Source organism: Geodermatophilus sp. SYSU D00758 (genome assembly GCF_054049955.1).
The window spans coordinates 53,126-66,089 of record NZ_JBJGYK010000001.1 but is presented as its reverse complement, the minus strand read 5'-3'; the positions used below and the strand labels follow the sequence as shown (position 1 = coordinate 66,089).

The 12,964-nt window shown below is 76.1% G+C and carries 15 protein-coding genes; 6 read left to right on the top strand and 9 right to left on the bottom strand.

Going from position 1 to position 12,964, the window contains the following annotated elements:
• Positions 1–64: 64 nt before the first annotated feature.
• The 6 genes from ACI8AC_RS00365 to ACI8AC_RS00340 form a co-directional block, all read right to left on the bottom strand.
• The gene (locus ACI8AC_RS00365; protein ID WP_456894140.1) at positions 65–973 is read right to left on the bottom strand and encodes a lysophospholipid acyltransferase family protein; all 909 of its coding nucleotides are present in this window, start codon (positions 971–973) and stop codon (positions 65–67) included.
• The gene (locus ACI8AC_RS00360) at positions 966–2,072 is read right to left on the bottom strand and encodes an NAD-dependent epimerase/dehydratase family protein (RefSeq protein ID WP_456894138.1); all 1,107 of its coding nucleotides are present in this window, start codon (positions 2,070–2,072) and stop codon (positions 966–968) included. Before ACI8AC_RS00360 ends, ACI8AC_RS00365 begins: the two co-directional genes overlap by 8 nt.
• Before the next feature lie 10 nt (positions 2,073–2,082).
• Entirely contained in the window at positions 2,083–2,181 is a 99-nt protein-coding gene (locus ACI8AC_RS00355; protein ID WP_012854759.1) for a 30S ribosomal protein bS22, read from the bottom strand.
• Between the two features lie 433 nt (positions 2,182–2,614).
• Positions 2,615–2,962: a helix-turn-helix domain-containing protein gene (locus ACI8AC_RS00350; protein ID WP_456894136.1), complete on the bottom strand. Its 348-nt coding sequence runs from the start codon at positions 2,960–2,962 to the stop codon at positions 2,615–2,617.
• Between the two features lie 251 nt (positions 2,963–3,213).
• Positions 3,214–4,035, bottom strand: coding sequence for a pyrroline-5-carboxylate reductase (gene proC / locus ACI8AC_RS00345; protein WP_456894134.1), 822 nt, complete (start codon positions 4,033–4,035; stop codon positions 3,214–3,216).
• A complete protein-coding gene (locus ACI8AC_RS00340) occupies positions 4,032–4,799 on the bottom strand; it encodes a hypothetical protein (protein ID WP_456894132.1) in 768 nt (255 codons plus the stop codon). Before ACI8AC_RS00340 ends, proC begins: the two co-directional genes overlap by 4 nt.
• Positions 4,800–4,822: 23 nt before the next feature.
• Here ACI8AC_RS00340 and ACI8AC_RS00335 point away from each other — a divergent pair, with 23 nt between their 5' ends.
• Complete coding sequence (locus ACI8AC_RS00335; RefSeq protein ID WP_456894130.1) at positions 4,823–5,389, top strand: type 1 glutamine amidotransferase domain-containing protein; 567 nt, start codon at positions 4,823–4,825, stop codon at positions 5,387–5,389.
• Here ACI8AC_RS00335 and ACI8AC_RS00330 read toward each other — a convergent pair whose 3' ends face one another.
• A complete protein-coding gene (locus ACI8AC_RS00330; RefSeq protein WP_456894128.1) occupies positions 5,390–6,154 on the bottom strand; it encodes a hypothetical protein in 765 nt (254 codons plus the stop codon). It lies immediately after the preceding gene.
• Entirely contained in the window at positions 6,151–7,098 is a 948-nt protein-coding gene (locus ACI8AC_RS00325; protein ID WP_456894126.1) for a Ppx/GppA phosphatase family protein, read from the bottom strand. The genes ACI8AC_RS00330 and ACI8AC_RS00325 overlap by 4 nt, the downstream gene beginning before the upstream one ends.
• 89 nt (positions 7,099–7,187) lie before the next feature.
• On the opposite strand from ACI8AC_RS00325, the gene ACI8AC_RS00320 reads away from it, so the two are divergent.
• The 3 genes from ACI8AC_RS00320 (at position 7,188) to ACI8AC_RS00310 (ending at position 11,197) form a co-directional block, all read left to right on the top strand.
• Positions 7,188–8,042 carry a hypothetical protein gene (locus ACI8AC_RS00320; RefSeq protein ID WP_456894124.1) on the top strand — a complete coding sequence of 285 codons (855 nt, stop codon included), beginning with the start codon at positions 7,188–7,190 and terminating at the stop codon, positions 8,040–8,042.
• Positions 8,043–8,103: 61 nt separating this feature from the next.
• On the top strand, positions 8,104–10,347 hold the full coding sequence (locus ACI8AC_RS00315; RefSeq protein WP_456894122.1) for a bifunctional MFS transporter/dTMP kinase: 2,244 nt from the start codon (positions 8,104–8,106) through the stop codon (positions 10,345–10,347).
• Between the two features lie 4 nt (positions 10,348–10,351).
• Positions 10,352–11,197 (top strand): class I SAM-dependent methyltransferase, encoded by an 846-nt coding sequence (locus tag ACI8AC_RS00310; RefSeq protein WP_456894120.1) that lies wholly within the window; start codon positions 10,352–10,354, stop codon positions 11,195–11,197.
• A 192-nt stretch (positions 11,198–11,389) separates the two neighbouring features.
• Here ACI8AC_RS00310 and ACI8AC_RS00305 read toward each other — a convergent pair whose 3' ends face one another.
• Positions 11,390–12,388, bottom strand: coding sequence for a helix-turn-helix domain-containing protein (locus tag ACI8AC_RS00305; protein WP_456894118.1), 999 nt, complete (start codon positions 12,386–12,388; stop codon positions 11,390–11,392).
• 81 nt (positions 12,389–12,469) lie between these two features.
• Here ACI8AC_RS00305 and ACI8AC_RS00300 point away from each other — a divergent pair, with 81 nt between their 5' ends.
• Positions 12,470–12,676: a hypothetical protein gene (locus ACI8AC_RS00300; RefSeq protein ID WP_456894116.1), complete on the top strand. Its 207-nt coding sequence runs from the start codon at positions 12,470–12,472 to the stop codon at positions 12,674–12,676.
• Positions 12,677–12,720: 44 nt separating this feature from the next.
• Complete coding sequence (locus tag ACI8AC_RS00295; protein ID WP_456894114.1) at positions 12,721–12,942, top strand: DUF3072 domain-containing protein; 222 nt, start codon at positions 12,721–12,723, stop codon at positions 12,940–12,942.
• Positions 12,943–12,964: the final 22 nt, after the last annotated feature.

The following is a 12,964-nucleotide window of genomic DNA, read 5'->3' as shown; positions in this document are numbered from 1 at the left end:
CGACCGGGAGCACGGCCGCGGCTCCGAGCCCGCCTCGGGGACCCTCCGTGCCCCCTCGTCGGGCTCAGCCCCAGACGGAGGGGCGCTGCAGGAGGAGCTGGTAGAGCGACTGCTGGATGGTCTCGCGCACCTGGTCGGTCAGGTTGAACACCAGCATCGGGTCCTCGGCCGCCGCCGGGCCGTAGGACGCCGTCTCGATCGGTTCCCCGAACGCGATCAGCCACTTGGAGGGCAGCGGCACCAGGCCCAGGGGCCCCAGCGCCGGGAAGGTCGGGGTGATCGGGAAGTACGGGAGCCCGAGGAGGCGGGCCAGGGTGCGGGAGTTGCCGATCAGCGGGTAGATCTCCTCGGCCCCGACGATCGCGCACGGGATGATCGGCGCCCCCGTCCGCAGTGCGGCTGTGACGAAACCCCCGCGACCGAAGCGCTGCAGCGTGTACCGCTCGCGGAAGGGCTTGCCGATGCCCTTGAACCCCTCGGGGAAGACGCCGACGAGCTCACCGGCGGTGAGCAGGCGCTCGGCGTCCTCGTTGCAGGCCAGCGTCGAGCCGAGCTTGCGCGCCACCGAGCCGACCACGGGCAGGTCGAACACCAGGTCGGCGCCGAGCAGCCGCAGCCGGCGTCGGGCCGGGTGGTCGTCGTGCAGCGCCACCGTGGTCATCATCGCGTCGACCGGCACGGTGCCCGAGTGGTTGGCCACCACCAGGCCGCCGCCGGCGTCCGGGACGTTCTCCAGCCCCTGGGTCTCCACCCGGAACCAGCGCTCGAACAGCGGCCGCAGCAGCGGCATGAGCACGTGGTCGGTCAGGTCGGGGTCGAAGCCGAACTCGTCGGTCTCGTAGTCCCCGGTCAGCCGGCGGCTGAGGAACGCCAGCCCGCCGGCCACCTGCTCCTCCCAGCTCGGCGCCGGGCGGGGCGACGGCCGCGGCTCGTCGTCCTCGGGGCGCAGCGGGATGACCCGCGCCTCAGGCATCGCGCACCGCCCGGAGGGAGGGGGTCGCGGGGGCCGGCCGCAGCCGGTCCCCGACCGCCCCGGCGGTCGCGCCGACCCGGTGCACCAGCCCGGCCGCGGAGCCGGCCACCGCCCGGACGGCCTCCGGGGGGATCACCGGCGGGACGGTCTGCGCGTAGTCGTCGAGGGCCTCCGCGGTGCTGTAGCGCGGGGTGTAGCCGAAGTCGCGACGCAGCACCGTGGTGTCCACGACCCGCCCGAAGTTGAGGAAGCGCATCTGCTCGGGCGAGTAGTCGACGAGACCCAGGCGGCGGGTCAGCCGGCCGACCGAGCCGAGCGCGGGCGCGGGCAGCGGGAGCTGCAGGCGACCGAGCCGGCGGATCACCTGGGAGAGCAGCAGCGTGCCGCTCCCGCCCACGTTGACCGTGCCGGTGAAGTCGCCGGTGGTCGCCCGGGTCAGGACCGCCAGGGCGTCGTCCTCGTGCAGCAGCTGCACCCGGGCGTCGTAGCCGAGCGCCGTGGGCACCACGGGCATCCGCAGGAAGGAGGTGAGGACCGAGTCGATCCGCGGGCCGATGAAGTTGGTGAAGCGCAGCGCGGCGACGCCGACGTCCGGCCGGCGGCGCGCGAACGAGCGCACGTAGCCCTCGATGTCGAGGCTGTCCCTGGCGAAGCCGCCCGAGGGGACCCGGCGGGCCTGCATCGTCTCGGTGAAGACGGCGGGATCGCGCGAGGAGGCGCCGTACACGGCGCTGGTCGACTTCAGGACCAGACGCCGGACCGACGTCGACCGCTGGCAGGCGGCCAGCAACTGCATGGTGCCGATGACGTTGAGCTCCTTCATCAGCCCACGCCCCCCGGAGCCGGCCGGCGTCGCGCTGATGTTCATGTGCACCACGGTGTCGACCGACGCGGTCGCGATGACCTTGCCGATCAGGGGGTTGCGGATGTCGGCACGCACGAACTCCGTGCGGCCGAGGCGACGGAGCAGCTCCGTCGACGGGGGGACCGTGTCCACCCCGATGACCCGCTCGATGGCGGGGTCGCGAGCCAGCTCGGCCGCCAACGCCCCGCCCAGCCACCGGCTCACGCCGGTGACGAGGACGACCGCGGGCGGCACGAGCGTCAGCTCACTTCTTGTTGCGTCGCTGGACGCGCGTCTTCTTCAGCAGCTTGCGGTGCTTCTTCTTCGCCATCCGCTTGCGGCGCTTCTTGATGACCGAACCCATACCAGTGCTCCCGACGTCGTGAGCGCGGACGTCCACCGGTGACCGGGAGGTCACGCCGGGCGCCGCGCGAGGTGATCAGCTCGTGTGCGACGACCCGGACCACGGGGCGCCGCTCGGCGACCGAGCGTACCCGGCCGGCCCGCGGCGACGCTGCCGCGGGAACCGGCCCCGGTGGTGCGTCCACCCGGAGGGGGTGGATGGCCTCCCTGCAGGGTCCCGCCGCGAGCCTGCGAGTGGCGGGGGCAGGGCGGCCCCGTCCCGGCTCCCGCCCCGAGCCTGCGAGGGGAGGACGGGGTCCGTTCTCAGGCGATGCCGCCGGCGCGACTCCGCGCACCGGTCCGCTCCTCGCTCGCCGGCGCTCGCTGCGACGTCGCCTCCGGCCCCCTCCAGGGCGTCCCCGAGCTGGCGAGGGGACCCGGGAGGGGGTCCCTGCTCACGCGATGTCGGTGTAGGCGTCGCGCAGGTAGTCCTGGACGGCGCGCTCCGGCACGCGGAAGGAGCGGCCGACGCGGACGGCGGACAGCTCGCCGGCGTGCACCAGGCGGTACACGGTCATCTTGGAGACGCGCATCATGCTCGCCACCTCGGCGACGGTCAGGAAGGTGACCGCGGCGCGCGGCGCCGGGACGGCCGGGCGGCCGACGGGCATGGCGGCCGGGTGGGCCGGGGCGATCGGGCGGGCCATGGTGGCGGCGGCGACCGGGCGGCCCACCGGGCGGGGGCCCGGGATGCCCTGACGGGCGTAGGCGGCGGCAGTGGCGTTGCGCTGGGGCATGGTCATGACTTCATCTCCGGACCTAGCACGCGTCGGGCGCCGGCTTCCCCACCGACTACGGGTCACGCACGTGCTGATACAGAGCGTAGGGGGACACGCGTGACAGAAGCGATGGAAGAAACGGACAGGCGGACCGGTCCGTCCTCGGCAGAACTACACCTATGTAGCTAGATCGACATGTTCCTGGGCGAGTCGTCCACAGGAAGTCCGCAAGTCGTCACGCATTGTCGACTCGACGGCGCGCAACCGGGTTACGGTCACCGGTCCCGCGTGGTCCGCCCCAGCTCGACCGAGCGGGCGTGGGCCGCCTCGATCGCCGCGATGAGCGCCGCCCGGACGCCGTGCCGCTCCAGCTCGCGCACCGCGGCGATCGTCGTCCCCCCGGGGCTGGTGACCGCCTCGCGCAGCTGCACCGGGTGCTCCCCGGAGTCGCGCAGCATCACCGCCGCTCCGAGGGCGGTCTGGACGATGAGGTCGGCGGCCAGGGCGCGCGGCAGGCCCAGCAGGATCCCCGCGTCGATCATCGCCTCGACCAGGTAGAAGAAGTAGGCCGGGCCGCTGCCCGAGAGCGCGGTGACCGCGTCCTGCTGGCTCTCCGGAACCCGCCGGACCCGCCCCACCGCCGCCAGCAGCGCCTCGGCCTCGTCGAGGTGCTCCTCCCCGGCGTGCGCCCCCGCGGAGAGCACGCTCATCCCCTCGTCGACCAGCGCCGGCGTGTTCGGCATGACCCGGACGACGGGGACCCCCGCGGGCAGGGCCGCCTCGATCGTGGCCGTCGGCACGCCGGCGGCGACCGACACCACCAGGTGCCCGGCGTCCACGGCCCCGGCCAGCAGCCCGAGCAGGGTGCCGATGTCCTGCGGCTTGACCGCCAGCAGCAGGACGCGGGAGCGCTCCGCGGCCTCGGCCAGCCCCAGCACCGGGACGTCGTAGCGCGCGGTCAGCTCCGCCGCCCGCTCGGGGCTGCGCTCGCAGACCACGATGCCCTCGCGGCTCCCGCGCCGGACCAGCCCGGACAGCAGCGCCTCCCCGATCTTCCCGCCCCCGATGATCGCCAGCCCCTGGCGCCCGGCGCTCACGACCGGCCCCCGAGGTGCCGCAGGCCGCCGCGGACCCCGGCCCCCCAGGGCACGGCCACCCGCACCCGGTGGCCGGCCGCCGCCAGGCGGCGCTGCTGGTCGATCGCGGCTCTCCACGGCATGACGTACTCCCAGGTGTCGTGTGCTCGGTCGTTCCAGGCCGCCCGCTCCCCCGCGACGGCGACCAGCCGCGGGTCGGTGGTGGCGACCCCCGGCTCCCCGCTCCCGGCCATGAGGACGGCGAGGCAGCGGGCCGCGGCGCGGTCGGCCGCGGCACCACCGCCGGTCTCCAGCCGGACGCGCCCGCCGGCGAGGGTCCGGCAGCGGGCCTCGGCGTCCGGGGCGGCGGCGCGCACGGCGGCGACCGCACCCGGCGAGCCCGCGACCTGCCGGTCCACCGGTTCCCCGGGCCCGGTCAGGACGACGCCGACCCCGGCGGGGAGGCCCTCGGCCGCCGGGTCGCCGGCGGGCAGCACCACCCGGCAGGACCCCGCCGGCAGCCCGTCCGCCAGCAGGGCGGCCAGGCGTGCCGTCCCGGGTCCCGGGCCCTCCCCCGGCGCGGGCAGGTGCCGCAGCTCCACGCGGTGGCCGGCGGCCACGAGCTCCGCGGCCACGCGGGCGGCGTCCTCGGGCCCGGGGCCGGCGCCGGGGCCGGAGCGGGCGTGCCGACCGCTCGCCGGGCGGCCGGCGAGCAGCCGCCGGACCGGGGAGGGGGTCGACGGGGGCACGGGCGAACCGTAGTGCGCGGCGCGTGTGCTGCTCACGGGGCCGGGGTAGCCGCCGCCGCATGGCAGGAGAACTGAACGGGATGAAGGTGGCCGTGCTCGCGACCGACGGGGTGGAGCAGGTCGAGCTCGACCGGCCCTGGCAGGCGCTCGAGGAGGCCGGCGCCCAGCCGGAGCTGGTCTCGCTGGCGTCGGGGTCGATCACCGCCTACGACCACATCGACCCGGCCGACAAGAAGGAGGTCGACGCGGTCGTCGGCTCCGCCGACCCGGACGACTACGCCGCCCTGGTGCTGCCCGGGGGCGTCATCAACGGCGACTTCGTGCGGGCCGACGCCGACGCGGTGGCCTTCGTGTCGGCCTTCTTCGAGGCCGCCAAGCCGGTCGCGGCGATCTGCCACGCCCCCTGGGTGCTGGCCGAGGCCGACGTCGTCCGGGGCCGCCGGATGACCTCCTGGCCGTCGCTGCAGACCGACCTGCGCAACGCCGGGGCGACGTGGGTCGACGAGGAGGTCGTCGTCGACGGGAACCTGGTGACCAGCCGCAAGCCCGACGACCTCGACGCCTTCTCGGCGGCGATGGTGGAGCTCTTCGCCGCCGGGTCGACCGACCCGGACGAGGAGGAGTGATCAGGTCCCGGACAGCAGGCCCGCGGCCGGGGCGATGGTGAGCAGCGTGCCGGCGAAGACGAGGACGGCGATCAACCGGACGTCGGCCGGCTCCTTGTCCTGCCGCTGCCGCCACGCCCCCACCGCACCGACCAGCCCGGCCACCACCAGGGGGGCGAGCACCACCGCCAGCCACGGGAGCAGCTCCCACAGCACGGTGAACAGGAAGTAGGTGCCGACGCCCGCGCCGAGGGCGACCACCAGCTCCCCGGCGAAGCGCAGCCAGGCCAGCGCGCCCTCCCGCGGGCCGAGCGCCTCGTCCTCGAGCAGCGGCGGGTCGTCCTGGGCGCGGACGACGGGGATCGGGCCGGTCGACGGGGTCCCCCCCGACGCGCGGCTCCCCGCGGCGGCGGCGGTGGCGGGGACCCCGGGCTTGCGGGAGGGCCGCAGCCCGGGGATGGCCGCGGTCGAGGGCTCGTGGCGGCCGCGGCCGCGCCCGGGAACCGGCGTCGCCGTGTCCCCCGCCGCCCTCTCCCTGGCCGCTCTGCCCGTCGCCCCCGTGTCCCCGGTCGCCTCGGCCCGGTCGCCGGCCCGCCGGCCGAACGCCGGCCGCTCCGCGACCCGGCCGGTGTCCCCACCACTGCCCCGCTGCCGGATCGGCGTCTCGCCGGTGTCCCCGGACCGGGGCCGTCGCCGCCCGCCGCGCGGCGACTCGACCCCGGCCTCGCGCAGGATGTCGGCCAGGGACCGGCCCCCCGTCTCGGGGTCCCGTCGCGGCTCGCTCATCGTTCCTCCCCCAGCTGGTCCAGTCGCCGGAGGATGACGCCCTCCCGCAGCGCCCACGGGCAGATCCGCACGGACGGTACGTGGAGGGCGCGCATCGCGGCCCGCGCCACGACGGCGCCGGCCGGGACCTGGTGCGCGCGGTCGGGCGAGACCCCCTGCAGCTCGGCCAGCGCCGCGGACTCGATGCGGGCGACGAAGCCCAGCAGCTGGTCCAACCCGTCCTGGGTGAGCTGGCGCTCGACCCGCAGGCCGGCGGAGTACGGCGCGGCGCCGGTCAGCCGGGCCAGGGTGCGGAAGGTCTTGCTGGTGGCCGCCACGAGGTCCGGCGGCCCGACGCCCAGGAGCTTCTTCGCCGCGGGCTTGAGCAGGTCCGCGGCGTGCTCGTCGAGCTCGGCCAGCGCACCGAGCGACGGCCGCCGGCCCTGGTGCGCGCCGGGCAGGTAGCGCCGGGTCATCCGGCCGGCGCCCAGCGGCAGCGACAGCGCCACGTCGGGGTCCTCGTCGAGGCCGCTGGCCAGTTCCAGCGAGCCGCCGCCGATGTCGAGGACCAGCAGCCGGCCGGCGCTCCAGCCGTACCAGCGGCGCACCGCGAGGAAGGTGAGCCTCGCCTCCTCCTCGCCGCTGGTGACCTGCAGCTCCACGCCGGTCTTGTCGCGGACCCGCTCCAGGACCTCCAGGCCGTTGCGCGCCTCCCGGATGGCGGAGGTCACCAGCGCCAGCAGCTGCTCGCAGCCCTGCGCCGCGGCCTGGTCGCACGCCCGCCGCACCGCCTTGACGAGCGCCTTCTCGCCCTCCCTGGAGAGCAGGTCGTCCCGGCCGACGTGCTCGGCGAGCCGCAGCACCGACCGCTCGTCGTGCATCGGCGTCGGGTGCGCGCCGCGGTGGGCGTCGACGACCAGCAGGTGGACGGTGTTCGAGCCGACGTCCAGCACCCCGAGCCGCATGCGGGTCAGTCTGCACGGCCCCCTGCGGAGGCTCGCGCCGAGCGGAGCGCGGCGTGAGGGGGAGGGGGTCCCTTCTCTAGGCTCGACCGGTGCCGGACGTGCCCCCCGAGGTCCCCCTCGACTTCGCCCGGGAGTGGGTGGAGTTCCCCGACCCCGCCGACCCCGACCACGTCGTCCGGGCGGACCTGACCTGGCTGTCGTCGGCGTGGACGTGCGTGTTCGGCCGCGGCTGCGCCGGCGTGGTGCCCGGACGTCCGGACGACGGCTGCTGCAGCCACGGGGCCTTCTTCACCGACGCCGACGACCTCGCCCGGGTGACCGCCGCCGTCGCCGACCTCACGCCCGGGGACTGGCAGCTGGCCGCCGAGGGCCGCGCCGGGTGGACCGAGGAGGACGGCGCCGAGGACGACGACGGTGCCGGAGCCGGCCGCGACCCGGTCCGCTCGCTGCGCACCCGGCTGGTCGACGGGGCCTGCGTCTTCCTCAACCGGCCCGGGTTCCCCGGCGGGACCGGCTGCGCGCTGCACCGCATGGCGCTGCGCGAGGGCCTGCACCCGATGCTGACCAAGCCGGACGTGTGCTGGCAGCTGCCGGTCCGGCGCGAGCAGGAGCACGTGGACCGGCCCGACGGCTCGCGGGTGCTCGTGACGAGCATCGGGGAGTTCGACCGGCGCGGGTGGGGTCCCGGCGGGCACGACCTGCACTGGTGGTGCACCGGGTCCCCGGCCGCGCACGTCTCCCCGGAGCCCCTGGTGGCCACCTACGCCGCCGAGCTCACCGCACTGGTCGGGGCCGCCGCCTACGCCGAGCTGCGCCGGCTCACCGAGGCCCGGCTGGACGCCGGGCTGGTCGCGCCGCACCCCGCCAGCCCCGCGCCGGTCCCGGTGACCCTGCACCGCCGCCGCCCGGGAGACGGTCCCCCGTCCGGGGTGCCGGTGCGCTGACCACGGAGGTCGCCGCCACTACCCTTCCGGGGACGGATCCACGAGCGGACGGCGGGGACCAGTGATCGAGGGACACGCGGCGACGGGCGCGCCCTCGTCCGGTGACCGGCACGGGCCGGGGCGGGGTGACAACGCCTTCCTCGCGCTCGTGCGGATCCCGGTGTTCCGCCGGCTGTGGGCGGCGATCACCGTCTCGAGCCTCGGGGACTGGCTGGGGCTGCTGGCCACCACGGCCATGGCCCAGCAGCTGACCCGCGACGAGTCGCTGGCGGTCCAGGGCGCGGCGATCTCCGGGGTGATCCTCACCCGCCTCCTGCCCGACCTGGTGCTCGGCCCGGTCGCGGGGGCCCTGGCCGACCGGCTGGACCGGCGGACGACGGTCGTCGTCGGCGAGCTGCTGGCGCTGTCGCTCTACCTCTCGATCGCGGTGACCTACGAGCTCACCTGGCTCTACATCGCCCAGTTCCTCGTCGAGGCCGTCGGGCTGTTCACCAACCCCGCCAAGCAGGCGCTGTGGGTCTCCATCGTCCCGCGGGACCGGCTGGCGGTGGCCAACCAGGTGTCGCTGTTCAGCGTCTACGGCGCCGTGCCGGTCGCCTCGCTGCTGTTCGCCCTGCTCTCCACGCTGGCCCGGGTCTTCCCCGGCGGCACCGAGGGCGGGGAGGCGCGGACCGCCATCGTGGTGGCGCTGGTCGTCAACGCGGCCAGCTTCGGGGTGAGCGCGGCCACGGTGCTGTTCTCCCGGGGGCTCTTCCCGCCGTCCCCGGGGGAGCGCGCCGGGGAGCAGCGCAACGTCTTCTCCCTCGTGGTCGAGGGGGTCGCCTTCCTCCGCGGCCAGCCGCTCATGCGGGCTCTCTACGTCGGCGTCATCGGGGCCTTCGGCGCCGGGGGCCTGACCATCGGCGTCGCCCAGCTCTACGTGGCCACGCTGCAGGCTGGCACGGCGGGCTACGGCGTCGTCTTCGGCACGGTCTTCACCGGTCTGGCGATCGGCATGCTGGTCGGCCCGCGCGTGCTGCCCACGGTGCCGCGGCGCAGCGTCTTCAGCCACGCGATCGGGCTGGCCGGGCTGGCGCTGCTCTCCATGTCGCTGCTGCGCGACTTCGTCCTCGCCACGGCGGCGGCCTTCCTCGTCGGCCTGTTCGCCGGGGTGAGCTGGATCATCGGCTACACCCTCATCGGGTTCGAGGTCGAGGACCGGCTGCGCGGGCGGGTCTTCGCCTTCGTCATCTCCTCGGTGCGGATCGTGCTGCTGCTGGCCGTCGCGGTCGGGCCCGGGCTGGCCGGCCTGCTCGGCGACCACGCCTTCCGGCTCGGGGACCTGGAGCTCACCGTCACCGGCCCCGGGCTGACCCTGCTGGTCGGCGGCGTCCTCGCGCTGGTCGTCAGCGCCTACGCCACCCGGCAGGTGGCGCACCGCTCCCGGCCGCGCTTCCGCGAGCTGCTGCGGCTGCTGTGGGGCCGCTCGGACCTGCTGTCGGCCTCCTCCAGCGGCGTGGGCCTGTTCGTCGTCGTGGAGGGCGCCGACCGGGAGCTGACCCGCCGCTACACCGAGGACCTCGCCGAGGTGCTGCGGGAGAGCGGGTGCCCGGTCACCGTGACCTCCGAGCCCAGCGACACCGACCTCGGGCGTCAGGTGCGGGGGCTGCTGTTCCCGCCGGCACCGACCTCGGGGACCGGCTTCCCGCCGGCCGCCGCCCCGGGGGCCGGCAGCGACGGCCGCCCCGTGGGGGCGCACACGGCGGCGCTGCTCGCGGCCGCCGACCGGGCCGAGCACGTCGCGACCGTGATCCGCCCCGCGCTCGAGCGCGACCGCGTCGTGGTGAACACCCACTACGTGGACACCTCGATCGCCTTCCAGGGCGCGGGCCAGGGGCTGGACGCCGACCGCATCTTCCGCACCTCGCTGTGGGCCACGCGGGGGCTGCTCCCCGACCTCACGGTGGTGGTGGACGCCCCCGTGACCGCCGCGCCGGACGGCGCGGACCCCGGTGCGGTGCGCCGGGCCTTCCTCGCCCAGGCGGACGCGGCGCCGGACCGCTACGTCGTCGTCCCCGGGGAGCTGCTCGACACCGCCGCCCCCGGCTCGCTGGTCTCCCCCGCCGTCCGGCGGCGGGTGACCTCGCTGGTGGCGCTGCGCTACCCGGCCGCGGCCGACGGGGAAGGGCGCGGCGAGGCGGGCGGGGACCACGAGGCCCCGGCCGGCGACGACACCGACGCGCGGCCCCGGCACGCCGGCGACGACCCGCCGGTGGGCGCGGCGGCCCGGGCTCCGGGGGCGGCACCGGGCGGCTCCGTAGGCTGACCGGGTGAGCGCACCCGCCCGCTGGAGCACCGCGGACACCGAGGACGTCGTCTGCTGCCTGTGCGGCGTCCCCGGGACGCTCGTGCACGACGTGGCGCCCTTCGGGGTGGTGCGCTGCCCGCGCTGCCGGCTGGTGTTCGTCAGTCCCCGGCTGCGCCCGGAGGCGCTGCAGCGGCTCTACGACGACGCCGGCTACTTCGAGGGCGGGGTGTACGGCTCGCGGGTCTCCACGGACGCGGCGGCACCGGCCGGCGACGGGCGGCTGTCCCCGGCCATGCTGCTGCAGCGGACCTGGACCGCGGGGCGGCTGCGCCTCATCGAGCGCGAGCACGGCCTGCTCCCCGGCGGGCGGCTGCTCGAGGTCGGCGCCGGGTACGGGCTGTTCCTCGACGCGGCGCGCACCGCCGGCTGGACGACCTCGGGTGTCGAGCTCTCCCGCACCGGGGCCGCGCACGCCTCCGGCGCCCTGGGCCTCGACGTCTTCTGCGGCCAGCTCGAGGACGCCCCGCTCGAGCCGGGGTTCGCCGTGGTCTGCGCCTGGGACACCGTCGAGCACGTGCCCGACCCGCTGTCGTTCTGGCGCACGGTCCGCTCGCTGGTCGCCGACGACGGCGTCGTGCTGTTCTCCACGCCGTACTGGTCCTCGCTGCCGGCGCGGCTGCTGGGCACCCGCTGGTGGACCCTCAAGCCGACCGAGCACATCTGGCACTTCACCCCGCGCACCCACGCGCTGCTGCTGGCCCGGGCCGGCCTGGCCCTCACCGGTGTGGTGCGCAGCCCGCTGGCCGCGGCCAACGCCGGCCGGCTGGACTCGCTGGTGGGCGTCGCCCGGCCGATCCCCGGCGGCTAGACGATCGACCCCAGGGGTCGGTGGTCGTCGGCGATCAGCGATCGGGGGGGTCGGCGCGCCGGGCGCCTCCCGAGACGCTCCCGCGGGAATGCGGTCGAGCCCCGGTTCGCCGACGTTCCCGCGGGGAGGTCGGCACCTCGCGCAGCAGTCATCCGGTGGCGGGTCCCGCCCGAGCCCGCGGAGGGTCCTCCCTCAGGCGGCGCGGTCGTCGTCCCCGACGGCGACCGCGGCGCGGAAGGTCTGCCGGTAGGCCCGCGGGGACACCCCCCGGCGCCGGGTGAACTGGTCGCGCAGACCGGCCGCGGTGCCGAAGCCGACCAGCCGGGCGATCTCCTCGACCGGGGCGTCGCTGTTCTCCAGCAGCTCCTCCGCCGCGGCCAGGCGCTGGCCGAGCAGCCAGGCGTGCGGGGTGGTCCCGGTGGTCGCCTTGAACCGGCGGGCGAAGCTGCGCGGGCTCATCAGGGCCCGGCGGGCCAGCAGCTCGACGGTGATCTCCTCCGCCAGGTGGCCCTGCGCCCAGTCCAGCACGGCCCCGAGCAGGTCGTCCTCGCAGGCGGCGACAGGCGCGTCGATGAACTGCGCCTGCCCGCCGTCCCGGTGCGGCGGGACGACCATCTCGCGGGCGAGGGCGTTGGCCGCGGCCGCACCCCACTCCCGGCGGACGACGTGCAGCAGCGTGTCCACGCCGGCGGCGGTGCCCGCACCGGTGATGATCCGGCCGTTGTCGACGTAGAGCACCATCGGGTCGACCCGCACCGCCGGGTAGCGGGCGGCCAGCTCACCGGCGTACTTCCAGTGCGTGGTGGCCCGCTGCCCGTCGAGCAGGCCGGCGGCGGCGAGCACGAAGGCGCCGGTGCACTGGCTGACGATCAGCGCGCCGTTGGCGTGCGCCGCCCGGAACGCGTCGAGCAGCTGCGGCGACGGTACGCGGCTGAACAGCTCCCAGGCGGTGATCGTGACGATGTCCGACGCCGGGAGGCGGTCCAGGCCGTGCTCGACGGTCATCGGGATCCCGGTGTCGGTGCGCACCACGCCGGGCTGCTCGGTGACGAGCCCGAAGTCGAACAGCGGCATGCCGATGGCCCGCCGGTCGTAGCCGAAGACCTCCGCGGCGACGCCGAGCCCGAAGGACCCCACCAGCCCGTCGGCCACGACGGTGCTGACGACGAGGGGACGGTCGCTCCCGGTCATGCACCGAGTATGGCAGGAACCACGCGATCGGCGTCAGTCCTGCCACTCGTGCGGGGCGGGCGGTCGGCCCAGGCTCTCGGCATGTTCCTCATCACCTGCCCCGTGACCGGCACCGACGAGCTCGTCGCCGAGCGGCGCATCCGCTCGGTGGTGAACCACCCCACCCACATCGCGCTGCACGTCGAGTGCCCGTGCGGCGCGGTCCACGTCTACCGGACCGGCCGGCGGTGGACCGCCGCCGCGCAGGAGCGCACCGCGGACGCCGACCGCACGCTCGTCGGCGTCTGAGCCCCGCGCTGCGGACCGGGCCGGATGGGCCTACCGTCGAACACATGAGCGATGACACGACCAACGGCGGCGCGGCCGGCGACCCGACCGCGGAGAAGGACCCGTCGGACTGGGTGACCGGCGACGAGCCGGCCACCGGAGCCCAGCAGAGCTACCTGCACACGCTGGCCCGTCAGGCCGGTGAGGACGTCCCCGACGACCTCACCAAGGCCGAGGCCTCGCAGCGGATCGACGAACTGCAGGAGGAGACCGGCCGGGGGCAGTGACCCCGGCCGGCCCCCACCTGGC